Source organism: Capnocytophaga sp. oral taxon 380 str. F0488 (assembly GCF_000318255.2).
In the GTDB taxonomy this organism is placed as follows: domain Bacteria; phylum Bacteroidota; class Bacteroidia; order Flavobacteriales; family Flavobacteriaceae; genus Capnocytophaga; species Capnocytophaga ochracea.
Genome location: NZ_KB291168.1, coordinates 321 through 18,939, shown reverse-complemented (window position 1 = coordinate 18,939; position 18,619 = coordinate 321). Strand labels below are relative to the sequence as shown.

Annotated in this window: 17 protein-coding genes; 10 read left to right on the top strand and 7 right to left on the bottom strand. The window is 39.2% G+C overall.

Annotated features, from left to right (window positions below; genetic code table 11):
* The first annotated feature begins 28 nt into the window (after nt 1–28).
* The 10 genes from HMPREF9078_RS00090 to HMPREF9078_RS00040 all read left to right on the top strand — a co-directional run bounded on the left by HMPREF9078_RS00090 (nt 29) and on the right by HMPREF9078_RS00040 (nt 6,566).
* Nucleotides 29–250: a hypothetical protein gene (locus tag HMPREF9078_RS00090; RefSeq protein WP_009411054.1), complete on the top strand. Its 222-nt coding sequence runs from the start codon at nt 29–31 to the stop codon at nt 248–250.
* Between the two features lie 28 nt (nt 251–278).
* Complete coding sequence (locus HMPREF9078_RS00085; protein ID WP_009411055.1) at nt 279–590, top strand: hypothetical protein; 312 nt, start codon at nt 279–281, stop codon at nt 588–590.
* Nucleotides 590–901 (top strand): hypothetical protein, encoded by a 312-nt coding sequence (locus HMPREF9078_RS00080; protein WP_009418678.1) that lies wholly within the window; start codon nt 590–592, stop codon nt 899–901. The genes HMPREF9078_RS00085 and HMPREF9078_RS00080 overlap by 1 nt, the downstream gene beginning before the upstream one ends.
* A gap of 28 nt (nt 902–929) precedes the next feature.
* Nucleotides 930–1,772 carry a hypothetical protein gene (locus HMPREF9078_RS00075; RefSeq protein WP_009418677.1) on the top strand — a complete coding sequence of 281 codons (843 nt, stop codon included), beginning with the start codon at nt 930–932 and terminating at the stop codon, nt 1,770–1,772.
* Complete coding sequence (locus HMPREF9078_RS00070) at nt 1,769–2,263, top strand: hypothetical protein (protein ID WP_009418676.1); 495 nt, start codon at nt 1,769–1,771, stop codon at nt 2,261–2,263. Before HMPREF9078_RS00075 ends, HMPREF9078_RS00070 begins: the two co-directional genes overlap by 4 nt.
* A 6-nt stretch (nt 2,264–2,269) precedes the next feature.
* Nucleotides 2,270–3,115, top strand: a complete 846-nt coding sequence (locus HMPREF9078_RS00065; protein WP_009418675.1) for a hypothetical protein — start codon at nt 2,270–2,272, stop codon at nt 3,113–3,115.
* Nucleotides 3,116–3,132: 17 nt separating this feature from the next.
* Entirely contained in the window at nt 3,133–4,488 is a 1,356-nt protein-coding gene (locus tag HMPREF9078_RS00060; RefSeq protein ID WP_009418674.1) for a hypothetical protein, read from the top strand.
* A gap of 3 nt (nt 4,489–4,491) precedes the next feature.
* A complete protein-coding gene (locus HMPREF9078_RS00055) occupies nt 4,492–5,016 on the top strand; it encodes a hypothetical protein (protein ID WP_009418673.1) in 525 nt (174 codons plus the stop codon).
* 518 nt (nt 5,017–5,534) lie between these two features.
* Nucleotides 5,535–6,041: a glycoside hydrolase family 73 protein gene (locus tag HMPREF9078_RS00045; protein ID WP_009418669.1), complete on the top strand. Its 507-nt coding sequence runs from the start codon at nt 5,535–5,537 to the stop codon at nt 6,039–6,041.
* Between the two features lie 6 nt (nt 6,042–6,047).
* Complete coding sequence (locus tag HMPREF9078_RS00040) at nt 6,048–6,566, top strand: hypothetical protein (protein ID WP_009418668.1); 519 nt, start codon at nt 6,048–6,050, stop codon at nt 6,564–6,566.
* Between the two features lie 79 nt (nt 6,567–6,645).
* Here the strand turns inward: HMPREF9078_RS00040 and HMPREF9078_RS00035 are convergent, their stop codons facing one another.
* From HMPREF9078_RS00035 to HMPREF9078_RS00005, 7 genes are all read right to left on the bottom strand, one after another.
* Nucleotides 6,646–8,055, bottom strand: coding sequence for an alpha-amylase (locus HMPREF9078_RS00035; RefSeq protein ID WP_009418667.1), 1,410 nt, complete (start codon nt 8,053–8,055; stop codon nt 6,646–6,648).
* A 62-nt stretch (nt 8,056–8,117) separates the two neighbouring features.
* Nucleotides 8,118–9,161 (bottom strand): SusE domain-containing protein, encoded by a 1,044-nt coding sequence (locus HMPREF9078_RS00030; protein ID WP_009418666.1) that lies wholly within the window; start codon nt 9,159–9,161, stop codon nt 8,118–8,120.
* A gap of 12 nt (nt 9,162–9,173) precedes the next feature.
* Complete coding sequence (locus HMPREF9078_RS00025) at nt 9,174–10,796, bottom strand: RagB/SusD family nutrient uptake outer membrane protein (protein WP_009418665.1); 1,623 nt, start codon at nt 10,794–10,796, stop codon at nt 9,174–9,176.
* A 12-nt stretch (nt 10,797–10,808) separates the two neighbouring features.
* Nucleotides 10,809–13,736: a TonB-dependent receptor gene (locus HMPREF9078_RS00020; RefSeq protein WP_009418664.1), complete on the bottom strand. Its 2,928-nt coding sequence runs from the start codon at nt 13,734–13,736 to the stop codon at nt 10,809–10,811.
* A gap of 36 nt (nt 13,737–13,772) precedes the next feature.
* Complete coding sequence (locus tag HMPREF9078_RS11270; protein WP_009418663.1) at nt 13,773–14,921, bottom strand: M12 family metallopeptidase; 1,149 nt, start codon at nt 14,919–14,921, stop codon at nt 13,773–13,775.
* A gap of 8 nt (nt 14,922–14,929) precedes the next feature.
* Entirely contained in the window at nt 14,930–17,125 is a 2,196-nt protein-coding gene (locus HMPREF9078_RS00010) for a glycoside hydrolase family 97 protein (protein ID WP_009418662.1), read from the bottom strand.
* 151 nt (nt 17,126–17,276) lie between these two features.
* On the bottom strand, nt 17,277–18,398 hold the full coding sequence (locus tag HMPREF9078_RS00005) for a glycosyltransferase family 1 protein (protein ID WP_009418661.1): 1,122 nt from the start codon (nt 18,396–18,398) through the stop codon (nt 17,277–17,279).
* Nucleotides 18,399–18,619: the final 221 nt, after the last annotated feature.

The window sequence follows — 18,619 nt, the reverse complement described above, 5'->3', positions numbered from 1 at the left end:
TGACTACTAAAAACTAAGCACTAAACTTATGGCATTAGATAAACAAGCACTAAAAGCAGGGATTATAAGCCTGCAACAAGAAATGCTTACTAAAACAGAAGCAGGAATGGAAGAATATGCCGAACGACTTGCCTCTCTCATTGAAGCTTATGTAAAGAGTGGAGAGGTAATAGTGCAAACAGGCATACCTGTACTGGCAGGCACTTATACAGGAGTTACTACTGGTATGGGAAAAGGAACGATTAATTAGTAGATTAGTAAATTATTATAATAACACAATGGGAATAATCATAGAAGGACTTAAAGAGCATTTTGTATCGTTTATAGGAATGGTACTATCGGGAGTAGCGGGTTGGTTCTTTGGTAGACCCAAGCAACGTATGGAACTACAGACCAGCGAACTTGAGAATGTGGATAAAGCCGTGAAAATCTATCGAGAAATGATAGAAGATTTAGGGGCTAAATACGCAAGTGCTATTGAGGAACTCAAAAAAGCAAATCAGCGTATTAAAGATTTAGAAAACTCTGTTGAAGGGCTATTAACTGAATTAAAGAAATACAAGCAATTAAATGGAAAATCAAAAGAATAATGCAAGTAGTAGTTTTACATAATCAGAGTCTTTTAGACCTTGCTTTACAGCACACAGGGACTATTGAAAGCATCTTTGAATTGGCAATGCTCAACAATTTGAGTATTACCGATGATGTGGTAGCAGGAAAAGTATTAACAATACCTACAGAATCATTCACTAATAATGATATTTTGACCTACTACATCGCAAAGAAGATACAGCCTGCAACTGCTTTTACGCAAGAGGACAAAATAATAAGCGAGCGCCAGGAAGGTATTAGCATATGGGCGATAAACTTAGATTTTGTCGTGAGCCACGACGGACAGTAATTATTCACTTTTCACTATTTACGAAATTATGGCACGTACAATACAAGAAATACAACAGATTATCTATAATGCGAAAGAGCGAGAAGAAGCTCTAAACGTACTTAACTCAAACTCAAGAGTAGCTATATGGCGACTGTGGGTTTATATTATCTCGGTAGCTATTTGGAGCTTAGAAAAGTTATTCGACTTACATAGGACAGATATTGATAAACGCCTTACTGAATTAAAACCTCATACTGCACGGTGGTATAGAAGTAAAGCACTTGCCTTTCAGTATGGTTTTGACCTCTTACCCGACAGCGATAAGTTTAACAACAAAGATAAGACAAAGGAGCAGGTAGAGGCGAGTAAGATTATAAAATACTCGGCAGTGGTGGAGAGTAATGACGGTAGGTTGATAGTAAAGATAGCCACTGAAAACGGGGGACGATTACAGCCTATTACAGCAGATGAACAAAATGCCTTTAGCGGTTATTTATCAGAAATTAAAGATGCTGGAGTACGCACTACGGTTATTAATTATCTGCCTGATAAGCTTGTTCTGAACCTTGATGTGTATTACGACCCGTTAGTATTGGATAGTAATGGAAGCGATGTGCTTTACGGCAAACGCCCTATACAAGAAGCCATAGAGGGTTATCTTAAAAACTTACCTTTTAGCGGTGAACTTATTGTAGCGCACCTTGTAGACGCTTTGCAACAAGCCAATGGGGTGAAAATACCTCACTTAAAAGAACTCAAAACCGCGTGGATAGACCCCGAGACCAAAGGCTATGGAGCATTACAAAACATAGGAGTTACCCAAATACCGCAAAGTGGTTACTTTGAGGTAGACTGGAATGCTTCACAAATAAAATACATCACAAAATGATATTTAATTTCAAAATAGAAAAATTGGTCATTCTACTTATACCTTCTTTTTTGCGAAAGGCAAGAATGGTAGGATGGATAAGAACGCTTAGTGCTCCTATCAGTCAGTTGTATTATGACTTTATTCAGAAGAGATATTTGGATATTAAGAAACTTGGACTGAATGGGCAAGTGTGTTACTTACGCAAAGCGCTAAATGATGCATTCGACATTGAGCAACGGCGCATACGCATATGGGACGGCAATCAGTACAAAGGACAGTATCTTTATACTGAAGGAGAACAAAAACCGAAGTTTTTAGGGACTATGTATTTACATCGTGAGGTAGATTACAGCGATACAGGAGTAGACTTTATCGTAAAAATACCTTTGGAGATATGGGAGGCGAAGAAGATTCCTACAAGTGAAATGGGTAAATACCGTTTCTTTGAGATAGAAGCCCTAATAGACTTTTACAAATTAGCAAGCAAACGATATATTATAGAAGTATAGAATATTATGAACAGTATTAATGTAAACCAAACGGGAGGTTTCCCACTAACTACCGATGTATTAAGTTATATGCAGAATGCTTATAAGATATTCAATGCAATGAGTGGTATCTCGGGGGATTTAGTTATTCTTTCGGGGTGTGAAATAGTAGGCAACACAGTGTCAGACGGAGTAGTAGCTATTGAAGGAGAGATATATCCTTTTCAAGGTACGACACTTGGCTCTCACGTGTTTATTAAGGAAGTGAACACTTCTAAAATTTTTGAAGACGGCTCACAGAAAACAGTACTTGTGGAAAGAGTAGCTACTTTTGGCAGTAGTACAAAGAGTTATCCGTGGGCGAACTTTAAGCGGGTATTAAATAACAGACAAATAGAGGAGAAATCTTTTACAGAAGAGACCTCTTTATTGAAACGCTTGGAAAAATTGGAGGAACGTGTGAAGAAAACAGTACCTTTGGGATTGGTGGCTATTTGGGGAAAACCAGCTAATATTCCTCTACCAGAAGGCTGGCGAGAGTATGAACCTTTACGAGGACGTATGGCTGTGGGCTATGATCCCAATGGTAACAGTAGCTACCGATTAGAACAAATATTATTTGCAGGAGGTGAATTGGAGCATACCCTTACAGTTGCAGAAATGCCCAAACTGACGATACCTTATAAAGATATATATTATTCTGAAAATGGAGGGACAGTTTATATTCACGGGGGTATTGGTTCGGGAGATACTGATCACGATAATAGAGGATTAGAAATGGATAGAACAACGATATTTAGTGGAGGTGAAAAACCTCACAATAATATGCCTCCTTACCGAGTGATTCGTTTTATAGAATTTGTAGGATTTTAATTTTTAAACTAAACGATATGACAGCAATAGAAACATTAAAGCAATGGTTTTCTAATCTTAAAAAACCAACGCAAGAGCAGTTTTGGGCGTGGTTAGATAGTTTTTGGCACAAGAGCGAGAAGATACCAATGGCAAGCGTAGAGGGCTTGGATAAACTCGTAGAAGGCACGGCTTCAGCTGAGCAATTGAGTAATCACCTAAACGATACACAAGCACATAAGGTGTTATTTGACAAAAAAGTGGATAAGGTAGAGGGGAAAGAATTAAGTTCTAATGATTTTACTAATGAATATAAAGAGAAGTTAGAGGGACTTCATCAAGTAGATATTTCGGGACTCTTACCAAAAGGAGATTATACGGGTACGGCACAGGACTTAAAAAAACTTATTGACGAGAAAGCCAATAAAAACCATAAACATTCGTGGGGAGATATTGAGGGAAGCCCTGCTGATTTAGGTGATGCTTTTAAAAAAGTTATTGATAATCTACAGATAGGGGGGAGGAATTTGATATTACAATCCCAACAGAGAATAACAAAAACTATAACTTCTCCTGGTTTTGTAGAAATATACAATTTATCACAACAGTTAGAAATTGGTAAAACTTATATTTTTACGTATAAAAACCATAAGGCAAAAGAAGTACTATTCTTCCTATGGAATGGCAGCTGGGAGCAATCTACACAGGTGTATAATGGCAAACCATTCGAAGTTACAAAACAATATAATAATTTGAGAGCTCACACGAACGGTGAAACCGAGTATGATTTTGAATTGCTAAAACTTGAAAAAGGAAATATTCCTACTGATTGGACACCTGCACCTGAAGATTTTGATTTCTATAAGAAACAAATAGATTATTCAGAATTAAAAACATTTAAAAATAGACCAGCTGGTTCTTGGGGAGTTCTACTTGGTGATGGAGGAGGTATATATGTAAATTTTCCTTCTAATTCTTCAACATCTTCATTAGAATTTTTTAAACCCAATTGGTATCCATCAACTCGTATTGGCGTTCGAAATTCAGTTGATGCTAATAGATTTAACGAGGATAATGGTGAATTTCGTGATTTAGCTTGGTATGATGATGTTTTAAGGGCGGGGGTAGAATGCACTCAAAATACAACATTGCAAAAAGTTCATCAAAATCAAACTCTTTTTGTGACAACACCTTGTAATATTGAACTTAATACAATTGATGATTTGAGTAGTGTATCATTTAGAAAAGTTTTTGATAGTGGTGTTGTTTCTTTTTCTTGTAATGGAAAAAATATCATTTATACGGCTGACAACCAATTTAACGGAAAAAAAGGCTCTACAGCTGTAATATCAAGATATGGAAACGATTGTTACATTGATATAAGAAATGTTTAAATTATGAATGCAATACAATTTTTTCAATGGGGAGGTGATTATGGCGATGTGGAGATAGCTTTCCAAAGAGAAGCTCTTTTTAATAATTTTAGTAATTTCAATATAGAGCGTGTTTCCTTATTAGCAGAAAATAGAGATAGAACTTTTTCAACTACTATTCCTATTGGGGGAGCTATTCGATCTGCGAAAAACAAGTATACTTGGATTATTAAACGAAAGCAATTTTTTAATGTCAAAAAGTATACAGATTTAGAATTACGTGCTATAGTGTTATCAGGTTTCTTTGATGATAACCGTGCTACAAGAGATGAACAGGATTTTGCATCAGGTGTTTTTTTTAAAAAACGAAATATTTTTCCTTTCAATCGTTATCATTCTTCTGGTCAGTTTGGTAACATAGCAACTTTTGATATTCAAAGTTTAAATACTTTAAAAATAGAACTAATACCATATAGATACAATCTTCCAACTATTCAAGAAGCTAAAACACAATTAACTAAAATATTATTTCCAATTATGCTCGACTAATTTACTATGACAAAACTAAATTACATATTACAAGGATTTGGGTTTAGAGATTTTAAAGACCTCTTACACTCTTCCTTTGGACACACTTTTTCAATGCTTTTTTTCAAAATAGATGTTATTATGTAGCTCTTATTTGCTACTATTCATTTCCTATTTGGGTTTAACCATTTTTTTTGATTGCTTTTGTAATTTTATTAATATTCGAATAGATAAACGGGTATGGCAGCCTCGTATCGTAGGAAAGAAAAACACGAAAGTCGCAAAATAGGTCGTATGCTGTTAAAAATATTTGTTTATTTAATGATTATTTGTATTGCTACATATCTTTTCAGTCAATGCTGACTTTCTTATACGTGAAGATTCTGAGTTTGACCTTTTCCTTTGACTCTATTGGGTAGTACTTTATTATATAGTAGTTGGTTCTGAGCTTATAGGAAAACTTAAATAATTTAGGCTTTAAGTTTGTCAATGTATTATTAACAAGAAATTTTATAAAACCTTTAATATTGAAAATCATTATGACTCCTAAAGAATTTATAACAAAATACAAGCCTTACGCCCTCGAGACTCAGCGTAAAACGAAAATATCACACCTATTCATACTGGCCCAATCGGCATTAGAGACGGGCTGGGGTAAGAATGTGCCCGGTAATATGATGTTTGGTGTGAAAGCTAGCAAGGATACGCCTGCAAGTAAGAAGCAGTTAGTGCGTACTACGGAGGTACTTTCCGTGCCTATGGTAACAAAGGGACTTTTTCCTGAGATTATCAGCATTACTAAGCGTGCGGACGGCAAATATCTGTACGTGGTGAGGGATTGGTTTAGGAAGTACGATACCCCAGAAGAGAGTTTCACTGACCACGCTCAATTCTTCATCAAAAACGAACGCTATGCAGAGGCATTGAAAGTGAAAAGTGACCCCTATAAGTTTGCAGAGGAGGTTGCTAAAGCGGGTTACGCTACCGCTCCTAACTATGCGGATACTTTGAAAAAAGTGATTAAAATGATTGAACAAGCAAAATAACTATGTATGAAAAGAGTTTTATTATCAATGTTACTCCTTTTGTCAGTGATTGGTTGCAGAACCAAAAAAGTAGAAACCTATACACAAAGGCAAGTCCAGAAAGAGCACTTTATCACCAATAAGGATAGCTCCCAGCTCTTTGTTCAGAAGTCTCATAAGTCTGAATGGTCTGACCTGTCCGCCACGTCTTTCGAGATTGAACTCGAAAACGACAAAGACAGCCTTGGCAATGCTAAAGAACTCACCTATACCCGCACTCGGGACGGCAATAGAGAGACTATAAGGGTACGCAATGGCAAGGTGAAAATAAAAGTTATCAGAGCCCATTCTAAGAGCTTACAGCAGGCTGATACTACTCTTTATAAGCAATCCTACACAAGTGTTCAAAATGAAGTTCGAAAGCACGAAATACAGCAAGCTGAGCAAATACGAAAGCACACCCAAAGTACACCATTAAGGTATATTCTTTGGTTGTTACTGCTCGTAGTTTTAGCTTATGTATATTGGAGATATAAGCGTTTTTAAACAGAAGATTTAAAACTTAAGTAAAAAACGAGCTACTTCATTGCGAGGTAGCTCGTTTTTTTATCTGTATAACTTTATGTTATTTACCTATTGACCACACAGTGTAGCTATTGGCGGGTACTTGTATAGTTACATTGCCGTCGCTATCGGTAACAAAAAGTAAATGACTATTACCAGAGTAATCTATCAAGGTTTTGTTTTTCCAATGGGTGGTGATAGTACGCTTGGCAGGGAGAGTGCTGTTGTTGATAAAGAGCACTAAGCCCGGACTTTTCTCGTTGCCCAGACGTGAGGCTACATACTCTGTATTAGAAGCTAAGTGAAATTTCTCTTCGCCTACTGCCAAACTGCGGTTGATGAGCATTAGCTTTTGTAGCTTGGCTTTGAAAGCCTCATTTTCGTAATCGGAATAGAAAATACAAGGGTAGCCACTGTGGGTAAGGATATAGGCGTACGCCATTAGTTTTTTATCAGGCGCAATGGTATTATCCGCTATTTTGTCTTTCTCGGTATCGTGGTTAGCTGTAAAAGTAACGGCTTTCTCGGTGCGCAAGGTTCTAAGCATTGGGTGGGTATCGGTCATCAGTTCGTGCATATCTTTATTGCGGTCTAATGCCTTTTCGAGAGCATAAAAACAGGCAAAGTCGAAAGCACTTGCACCGCTCTCGTCTACCCATTTTTTAAGCGTTTCGGGGTTGCCGTCCCACAATTCACCTACGGCGAAACCACCTACTGCTTTTAGCCAATCGCGTACTACCCAAGCTCCAAAGCTCTTCACGTAGTCGAAACGCCAACCGTCAAATTTCATTGTATTCTTGTAGTACTTTGCCATTGAATTATCTTTTTCCCAAAGTTCTTCACGCACATAGGGTACTTTATGCGATAGGTCTTGTTCCCCGTAAAAGTCAGCTCCTTCGTCAGAAGTTGCATATTTATTAGGGTGAAAGCACTCATAGTTGCGGTTAAATTTTCCAGAAGCATTACCGTGGGTTTCATCGAAAAGAGTGTAGGTCTCTTTATTGCGGTAAGGGTTCCATTCTTTGCCCCCGCCATTGTTATGCCCTATAACTATATCGGCAATTACTTGCAAGCCACTTTCGTGGGCTTTGCTGATGAGGTTTTCGAGTTCAGCGCGTGAGCCGAAGCGGGTTTTGGTCGTTTCGTGCTGGAAGTATTCACCAAAGTCGAAATAATCGGAGGGGTCGTAGCCCATAGAGAGGCCCCCAGAAGCTCCTTTGGAGGCAGGTGGTAGCCATATGCGGTCTACCCCATTGGCTTTCCAATCGGCGAGTTTTGGGGTAATGGTATTCCACCATTCGCCAAGAGGTGTTACGTCCCAGTAGAAGGCTTGCATCATTACGCGGTTGCCGTTGTCTATTTTAGTAAGGTCTAAGGGAACTGTATTTTGGGGTTCTGGGTTGTCGTTGTTGCTTTTTTTATCGCAGGAAAAGGCGAGCAGTCCTGCGAGAAGGTATATATAATATTTCATATTTTTGGTATTTAAATGATATAATACAGGCTGTCCGACACTGTCGGACAGCCTGTATTCTGTTATAATTTTTCTATCTTGTAAGTACCTTCTTTGGTTTTTACATCAAAAGAGAAAGAAACGTTGTAAGTGCCTGCACTCACTTTGATGTTATTTCCACCATCTTTAAGCTTACCACTAAGAGCGGTTGCAGGGTTATCAGTGCTATCAGCACCGAAGTTTGTACCCCATTGGTTATTTAAACGGATTTTAATTTCTCCGTCCTTTAGACTAACATTTTTAGCTTCCCATTGGTTAAAAGCACCATTGTAAGACAACTTGATGTCTAAATCCTTATTTTCGTCCCAACCATTAGCACCGCTACCAACTATACCCCAAGAGTATTTTTCGATACTATAAGTAAGCGCTTTTTCGTTAAAAGTAATCTTATAAGTACCTGCTAAGACAGCAATATTATCTCCTTTGGGCACTAATTTACCGTTGCTTCCGCCGTAATTAAGATCCCACTTATTATCTTTACGGAATTTGATGTGACCTGCTTTTAAAGTAGCATAAGCTACTAATGCACCATCGTCACCTTTCCACATTTTAATATCTAATCCTTTATCTGGATCCCAACCGTTAGCACCATCACCAGCTATTCCCCAATCGCTTGGTTTGATTTCATCAAGGAAAGGAGTTACTTTCAATTTATGCTCGGAGGAAAAATTACGTTGGTCGCTGAGGACTAATCTTACCGCTACGGTAACTTCGGTCGTTGTTCCTGCTGTAATTTCTAAATCACTTATAAGATAGTCATTTAACTCTTTACCTGTGATAGCAAGAGGGGATTTCTCAACTGAAATAGATTTCTCCTTTTTTCCATCTTTTCTTACAAAATTAACAGTATATTTAGGAGCAAGGTTTATGTTGAGGTTTTTCGTTTCCCAAGAAACAGTAAGAGCTGTTTGAGAGGCGGTGCCCTGTGTAAGTACTACGTTGTCGGTAGATAGGGAAGCCTCTATTTTGGCATCGGCATTAAGGGTTGCCTTTTCTTCGTCTTTTTCGCAGGCTACCAATGAGATAAGCCCCATACATAGTGCTGCTGTTTTAAGTATATTTTTCATAGTATTCTCTTTTTAGTATCCTGTATTTTGAGTAAGGTTGTCATTAGCGGTGCGTGCATCTTGAGGAATAGGATATAAGTTTCTATAATCGGGCACTGCTACACCAGAAGCGGCACCTCCTTTGAAAGACCAGAGGTAAGCACCTCCTGTAAATTTACCATAACGAATAAGGTCGGTACGGCGCAATCCTTCCCAGTACAATTCACGAGCGCGTTCATCTAAGATAAAATCTAAGGTAAGGTTGCTATCGGCTATGTTGCCAGAGGCGTTACCATAAGCACGGCTACGCAATTGGTTGATATAACCTAAGGCAGTAGCTCTATCACCTCCTTCCCCACCGCGTAGCACGGCTTCAGCATAAGTAAGATATACTTCGGCTAAGCGAATGAGCGGTAAATCGGTGTCGGGGAATTTCTTTTCGGGGTCTTTACCTGCGGCTCCTGTAGAGGTTATGTTCTTGAATTTAGTAATGGCATAACCTGACTTTGTAAAGTCTTTTAAGTCTGTGTTCTCATAGGTTTGTCCATCGGTATAGAACATCGCGCGTTTGTCTTTCCAAGCGGTAGGCTCGTTATTACTATTGCGTGCTGATACCTCAAATTTATTAACGAATTCTTTAGGAGCTGTAAGACCACTCCAACCGTCGTTAATACCTAAGGAAGAAGCATTCATATTTCCTCCGGTAGCTCCGTGTATAATGAAAGCTGTACCTCCATAGGTTTTGGTATTAAGCCCATCAAAACTTGCTAAAAATATAAACTCGTTTTGAGCGCCATTGCTGTTGTTATCGGCAAGGAACAACTCGTCGTAAGCGGTACCATTGTTATTGGCATCGGTAGTGTTTAAGCTATAGGAAGAGGCAATTACCTTTTTAGCATAGGTAATACAATCGGTATATTTATCTTGTCCTATATACACTTTAGCGTTGAGGTATAAACGAGCGAGGAGCGCTTGAGCGGCTACCACATCTACACGTCCGTATTCATTAGCACGTGCGGCTTTTAGTTTGCCCTCTAAATCCTTTAACTCACTTTCTACGAAGTTAAAGAGTTCGGCACGTGTGTTTTGAGCAGGTTTTAAATCTGCCTTAGAGGAGGTTACCAAAGGTGCTTTCCCGAAAGCATCTATTACATTGTAATAAGCATAAGCACGGATAAAGCGCGCTTCGGCAATATAATAACCTACTTCGGGGTCAGAAGCTAAGGCTTGTGCGTTATCTATAAACGAGTTCGCAAAAGCGATTTGTTGCCCCAAGCGGTTGTAATAGGCATTGTTAAAGGTGTTAGCAGGTGTCCAACTCATATTGTGGAAGTCGGGCACACCAGCATCACTCCAGCGAATGATAGCCTCATCGGTACTGGCTACTTGTAAGTAGAATTGCATACGAGTGTATCCAGTAGAACCTTCATCGGCACCTGCTATATCGCCATCACCGCTGGGACCTTTTTGCCCAGTAAGCGATAATGAGGCATAAATTTTAGCTAAAGCACCTTTAGCTTCAGTAGCGTTTTTAAACACGTCTTTTTCAGTAAAGCTATCGGGGTCTATAGGCTCTTGGTCTAAATCTTTCATACAAGCACTAAGCGAAAGTGCTAATATTACCCCAAAGATACTATGTTTGATATATTTTTTCATACTCTGTATTCATTAAAAGTTAACATTCAAGCCCAACAAGTAAGTTTGAGGGCGTGGATAGAAGTTATTGTCTATACCACCGTATACTTCTGGGTCTAAACCGCTGTACTTAGTAATAGTCAGTACATTTTGTACAGTACCATAAAGGCGAATGTACATTTTATCGGTATGAGGGAAAGTATATCCCAAGGTGATATTGTCTAACTTGAAGAATGAAGCGTTCTCTAAGTAGTAATCGCTTAACCACGATTGGTCGTTATGGCGTTGGAAATTACTATTCGCTTTAATATTGCGCAAGAAACCACTGTTAGCAGTAATTTCGCCGAATTGATCTAAGCGTGATTGGGTGTTATTGTACACATAGTTACCGATGTTTGCACGGGTAGTGATGTTTAAATCCCAATTCTTGTAGTTCAAATCGGTGCCAAAGCCCATTGTCACAGGGGCAAAAGGCGATTTGTACAAGTAGCGGTCGCCTTCGTCTATTTTGCCATTACCGTTTCTATCCACAAAAGCATTTTCTACTGGATTGCCTTGTGCGTCGTACACTTGTTGGTATACAAAGAAAGAGTAAGGGGTTTCACCTTCGCGGTGTAGTTGTACACGGTTACCAGTACCTCCTGAGATACCTCCAGTAGGCTGGTCGTCGGGCATACGGGTAATCTTATTTTCGTTGTAAGCTATGTTATAGTTGAAACTCCAACGGATATTCTTCTCAATATTACGGATAGGAGTTACGGTCAAACCAAGTTCAATACCTTTGTTTTCCATATCCCCTACATTGGCATTTACACGGTTTTTAAAGTTGGTAAAGGGGTCGATAGTGGTTTCGGCTATCAGGTCTTTGGTTTGTTTGCGATACATATCGAGGGTACCAGTGATGAGGTTGTCTAACAATCCAAAATCAATACCAGCATTGAGGGTATTCCCCACTTCCCAACGTAGGTTTTTATTGGTTACCCCAGGACGGTAAGTTTGATAGAAGCTATCGCCCAATTGATAAGAAGCTCCGTCTTGGCTACGAGTGTAATTGGTAAGGAAGAGGTAGTCGCCCAAACCATTCACGTTCCCTACTTCACCATAACCAAAACGCAGTTTGAGTTCGTTAAGAGTTTTGTTGTCTTTAAGGAAGTTCTCGTTGCTCACGTTCCAAGCCAAGGCTACTGAAGGGAAGTAACCCCAACGGTCGTCTGGGTTTAGTTTAGAAGATGCGTCGGCACGAAGGGTAGCGGTAAGAAGGTAACGATTCTTATAGCTATAGTTTGCACGACCAAAGAAAGACATCAATACGTTTCTACTCTTGTTGATGTTAGGCACCTCTTTGTTATCACCTGGGTTAGTGAAGTAAGAGTAATCAGTGGAATTATCGTCAAATTCGAATGACTGATAAGAGTGTCCTACCATTAGCCCTATATTATGAGTTTCTTTGATGTCCTTTATATAGTTTATATAAGCATCAAAGAGCTTGTTGGTAGCTTTATTAGTATAAGTAGTTTTAGCTCCGTCGAAACCAGGAGTAGAGGTAGGCATACGGCGGTCGGTTATTTTATCACCTTCCCCTTTACTGTAATCAATACCCACGTTTACACTAGCGGTAATATCTTTAAAGAAAGGCAAGGTATAATCTACTTTAGCATTCCCAATAAAACGATACACTTTAGAAGAATCGTCTAAAAACTTTAGCATTGCCATAGGGTTGTTAGGAGCTAAGTCGTAGCGGCTGCCATTATTAGGGTTCACCCAAGCGTGGTAACCTCCATATTTAGCGAGACCTCCAAACACTGACTGAGTAGGGTCGTACTCTACGGCTGCCCCAATAGCATCTTTATTAGCAAAACGGTTTTGCATATAAGTACCATTGGCATTCAATTCTAATTTCAATGATTTATCAAAGAAAGTAGGGTTCAAGCTAATTTTGGCATTGGTACGTTTGAAGTTATCGGTACGCAATATCCCATCGGCATACGAATGTCCTACTGATACACGGTAAGGCAAAGTTTTGTAAGCGCCGGAGAGCACCAAAGTACTATTGCTCATTGGAGCAGTTTGGTAGATTTCTTTTTGCCAATTAGTATCGGCATTTCCTAAGAGTGCTTCGGCAGCAGGGTTATTCAATCCTTTTACTGTTTGGCGGAATTGGTTAGCATTCATTACATCTACATAGTCGTTTACATCTTGTAGGGCGATGCTGGTGTTGAAGCTAATCTTCAAATCTTGGTTTGCTTTTCCTTTTTTGGTGGTAATCATAATAACCCCATTGGCAGCACGTGAACCAAAGATAGCGGTAGACGAAGCGTCTTTTAGCACGGTCATACTCTCAATATCTTCGGGGTTGATAGAGTTGAAGATACTACGAGAACCGCCCACGCCTCCATCGTTCATTGGCACACCGTCAATTACAATTAGCGGGTTAGAAGTTAAGGACAAAGAGCCATTACCACGGATACGGATAGTTTGTCCTTCACCAGGAGCTCCACTAGCAGAGGTCATTTGTACCCCAGCTATTTTACCTTGTATAAGCTGGTCGGCATTTACGGCAGGAGCTTTGTTAAAGTCTTTGTCGGTCACCAAGTTTACAGAACCTGTAAGGTCTTTTTTCTTTATAGCACCATACCCAATGACTACCACGTCTTCCAATTGTTGTGTATCCTCTTGGAGAACAATGTTCATAGTACCTGCTTTAGCAGCTACTTCTCGGCTTTTATAGCCTACTGATGAGACCACAAGGGTAACCCCTTTGTCTACTTTTAACTCAAAATTACCGTCAAAATCGGCAGCAGTACCGTGAGAGGTACCTTTTACAAGCACACTGGCACCCATCAAAGGTTGTCCAGAGCCGTCTTTCACTGTTCCTTTTACAGTGATTTGCTGTGCATAACCAAAAGCTACGCAAAGCAATAGTATTACAAACAATAACTGTTTAAACATATTGTTTTTCATATGTATGTGTATTTAAAGTTTAATTATATTGATTTTTCAAGGTGTATGTACATTCACTAATCGATTGTCAGGAGAAGGAGGCGTGCTTCTTCCGTTATTTAAGTACCCCTGTAAATTCAATCTTTCTCGCTCAGACATTATAGTGTTATCATCTTTATACACTATTTTTTCTAATTCGATGTAAGAATCATTCCTTGGGATAACAGGTAAGTAGAACTTGTTAGCCCACATTTTATCAAATTTTGATAATACCTCTGACCTCTCCCAAGTAGAACCGTCTTTCTTAGTCATCATTGGTTTATTGGGGTCATACACAGCTTCTGTATCGCCAGTATAAGAACCGTAGATCATTATAGAGTTAAAATCTATCCCATCTGACATTGGATGAATACCTGTAGTTCTCTTTTGTATATCAAAATCATGTCTAAAAGCAGGTTTGATATTACTATAATTTATATTGATATAGTTATCTCTATTATTAGCACAATGTTCGTGATATAACCCTATTGCGTGACCTATTTCGTGGATGGCAGCACTTACATGTTGATATGACCTTAAATTGATCACTTGTCGTCCTCCACTCATTCCTACATAAGAATTATTTTTATTGGAATTAGTGAATATTACACAAGGATAATCTCCCCATCTAGGATGTCTTTTTTCTTTTATGTTATTAGCATTCAGAAATCTTACATTTGTATTCTTTTCCCAATGTAAGATGGCTTCATATGCTATCTGTCTTCTATCAGGAGTTAAATCAGGTGCATATTCATATCTTACCATTAACCATGTTCTCTGTAGACTTGGGTGTACTCCTACTGAAGCTGTTATTAAGGCATCACTATTGCTGTTTTCAATAGCTTCTTCTCTTAAAGACCTATGTGTAATAGGGTTATTCCCTAAATACTTTTCATAAGGTTTTTCTTCCTCTGTCTCAATATAGCCTTTTTCACTTACAGATTTCAAGTCAGACTCTGATAGCAAAATATCTCCTAACCACAAGTAATCATTTCCTACTTTTTTAACAACTTGTCCTGAAGGTAAAGTTATCAAGGAATCTGGTTTTTCAGCAGAAGCAGGAACAGAAGGATCAACCATAAGTTTCATTTCGTCATCCTTTTCAAATTTACAAGACACAAATAGTATTGAGAACAATACTATTTGAAAAAAAATATATTTTTTCATATTATTTATTATTTAGATTTCACTTCTTTAATGCTAATAGCAAAGCCACCTCCTTTGGCAGCGGTGAGTTTTAGCTTTGTCTTAGCATTTACTTTTTGTTTGGTGATGGTGTATGCCTTCGGATTGGTTTTCCAGTTGGCATCTTTAGCATCAGCGTAGATAGTAGCCTCGTACTTCTTACCTTTGTCCAAGAAGTTGAGCAGAAGCTCTGAGGTATGTCCGCCTTCGTGAGCCGTACAACCTACGTACCAATCGTTGCTGTGTTTATCTTTACGCGCAATGGTGATATAACGTCCTGGTTCTGCTTCAAGGTATACGCTCTTTTGCCAATCTACGGGTACATCTTTAATGAATTGGAAAGCGTCCATATGCTTCTCGTAGTTCTCTGGCAAGTCGGCTGCCATTTGTAGCGGACTGTACATTGTTACATACAAGGCTAATTGGCGTGCCAAGGTACTGCGTATCTGACTGTTATTATTAGGATTTACATACTTCATTTCGGTCTCGAAGATACCAGGAGTATAATCCATAGGGCCTCCTTGCAAACGAGTGAAAGGCAAGATAGTGGTGTGGAATACTTTATTACCTCCAAAAGCCTCGTACTCAGTACCGCGAGCTGATTCGTTACCTATCATATTTGGGTAAGTACGGCAAATACCGGTAGGGCGTACGGCTTCGTGCGCATTCACCATTATTTTGTGTTTAGCAGCTTCTTTAATCGCATAGAGGTAGTGGTTAATAGTCGATTGGCTGTAGTGGTGTTCACCCACAGGGAGGATATCGCCTACATACCCGCTTTTTACGGCATTGTAACCGTATTGGTTCATCAACTCGTAAGCGGCTTTCATATGGCGCTCGTAGTTGCGCGTAGAGCCCGAAGTTTCGTGGTGCATCATCAGTTTTACGCCTTTAGAGTGCGCGTAGTCGTTCAGTGCTTTAAGGTCGAAGTCGGGGTAAGGAGTTACAAAGTCAAACACATAGTCCTTTTTATGTCCGAACCAGTCTTCCCATCCTATATTCCAACCTTCCACAAGCACTTGGTCGAAGCCGTGTTTTGCTGCAAAATCGATGTATTTGCGTACTTCTTCGTTGGTAGCGCCGTGGGTACCATTAGGTTTGGTTTTGGTGTAATCCACCGTATTAAGGTCTACTGCAGGAAGGTCGTTGGTATAACTCCAAGAGTTTTTTCCGGTAATCATTTCCCACCAAACACCTACATACTTCACAGGTTTAATCCACGAAGTATCGGCAATAGCGCAAGGTTCGTTGAGGTTGAGAATAAGGCGTGACGCTAAGATTTTACGAGCGTCATCACTCACCATAATAGTACGCCAAGGACTGTGACAAGGGGCTTGCAAATAGCCTTTAGCTCCCTGTGCATCGGGCGTTAGCCACGATTGGAAGACGAAAGTCTTGTCGTCTAAGTTCAGGTTCATTAGCGAGTAGTTTACCAAAGCCGCTTCGTGAAGATTGATATACAAGCCGTCTTTGGTTTTCATCATTAAGGAAGTTTGTACGCCGGTAGGCGAGAAAACAAACTGCGATACGTTGTCACTCATCGCTTGTTTCATCAACCCCCGAATTTCGGAGAGCTTACTTTCCGTATAGTCGTATTCTTGGGTATCATAGTCCCCAGGAATCCACCAAGCGGTGTGGTCTCCGGTCATCGCAAACTGCGAGAGTTCTTCCTCTATTACAAAATAGGTGAGTTCTTTTTGTGAAGGGAACTCATAGCGGAAGCCCACTCCCTCGTTGTACACGCGAAAACGAATGTTCATTTTTCGGTGGGTCTTCTCTTGTTGCAATTGTACGAGAAGTTCGTTGTAATGGTTGAGAATCTCGCTTTCTTCTCCCCATACAGGTTTCCACGTTTCCTTAAAAGTAGACTTTTTGGTGTCTACTACTTTAAAGTTTTGGGTTAACGGCTCAATTTTCTTGATTTTAGAGTCGTCCGGAAGGCTTTTTTCACTATAAACAGGTGTCTCGTCCGATTTCAATAAATAGGAGGATAACACCTCTCTTATTTTAAAGCCTAAAGTACTTTCATTGATCACTGCTTTGTTTTTGTAAGTCACCTTATACGAAGGCGTCCCATCAGCTTTCAGTGAAAAAGTGAGCACTACATTGCCGTCAGGCGAGCTCTGTTGCTGTGCCATAGCGAGGGGCATAGCAAAGATGCTCATCAATAAGATCATCTTTCTCATCTTTTATTGCTTTATAAGTGTTAAAATTGGTACAAAGTTACGGAAGTTTTTTTAACAAACAAATTTTTCTTTACTTTTTTTTAAGAAAAATTTATGATACATCATAAAGTCAATAAGTTAAATAAGTTTTTAGCTGTCGTATTTTTATCTTTTACCGCTCACTTTTTACTTTTTTATACACTTTCATCAAGTTTTCAAACACTGCTTCGTCGGTAAAATGCTGAGCGTGTCGGTAACCCTCTTCTATCATTTGCCTGCGCAACACCTCATCGGTAGTAATGCTTGCAATAGCTCTACATATCTCTTTTTCAGCATTTTGCAAGTTCACATAAACCGAATGTGTTCCACCTGCTTCGGCAAAACAACTTCCCTGCGAACTAATCACAGGGGTTTTGCTAAATAACGCTTCTATAATAGGAATCCCAAAACCTTCAAAAATCGAAGGATAGCAAAACACCTCAGCAAGCTGGTAGATAATCGCCAAATCTTCCATAGGCACGTTACTCAGTGCTTGCACGCGGTCTTTAAGTTGGTGTGTTTCACAATACGCCTCTATTTGTTGGTAATAAGCTGTTTGTTTACCCACCAAAACTAACGAAATATCTGGCAGAGGTTCAATAGCTTTCACTATTTCAAGTGCGTTCTTGCGGGGCTCAATAGCGCCTACGTTCAATACAAATTTTTCGGGAAGATGATATTTTTTGCGTATAGTTTCCTTCTGTGTTTCGGTATATATTTTCTTAAAAGCTCGGTGACAGCCTTGGTATACCACCGTTATTTTCTCTTCCGAAATACCTAAATAGCTGATGATATCTTGTTTAGTCTGCTCACTAATAGCGATGATGTGTTCTGAATGTTGTGCGGCATACAAGAACTTGCGATAATGTATTTTTCTGTCGAAAAACGAATACAGTTCAGGATAACGCATAAAAATAAGGTCGTGAATAGTAACTACCGTAGGTATGTGTTTATAAATTCCCTTAGGAATTTCTCCTGAAAGTCCGTGATAAATATCAATGGGGAGTTGTTTAGCTATATCAGTGATTTTTACACTGCGCCATAATGATTTTAGCTTGCGCCAGAAGAAAGATTGTGGAGTGATTTCGGTGGTGTGTTCATCAATCACCACCCCCTGAAATTCGCGTTTTTGTGGGTTGAAGAGGTATAAATGCCCCACCTTGTGTTCTTGTAGTATGTGAATCAAATCCCGACTGTAATTCCCCAGTCCGCGTGTGTTATGGAAAGCCCGTTTAGCGTCAAAAGCGATGTTCATAGTTGCTCAATGAAATGATAAGGTAATATGAACTGCAAAGGTAATAAATTAAAACGATACAAACAAAACAGTATTTAAAACCCATTTACCTTCACCTTTTCTTCGCTCATTCACTACTTGTCCCTGTGGCTCGCACCGTTTTTTGTATGAACTTTGCCAAAGTTTCAAAACTTTGGCAAAGTTGAAGTCCACTAATAACCTTCTTTTTATCTCTATCTTAG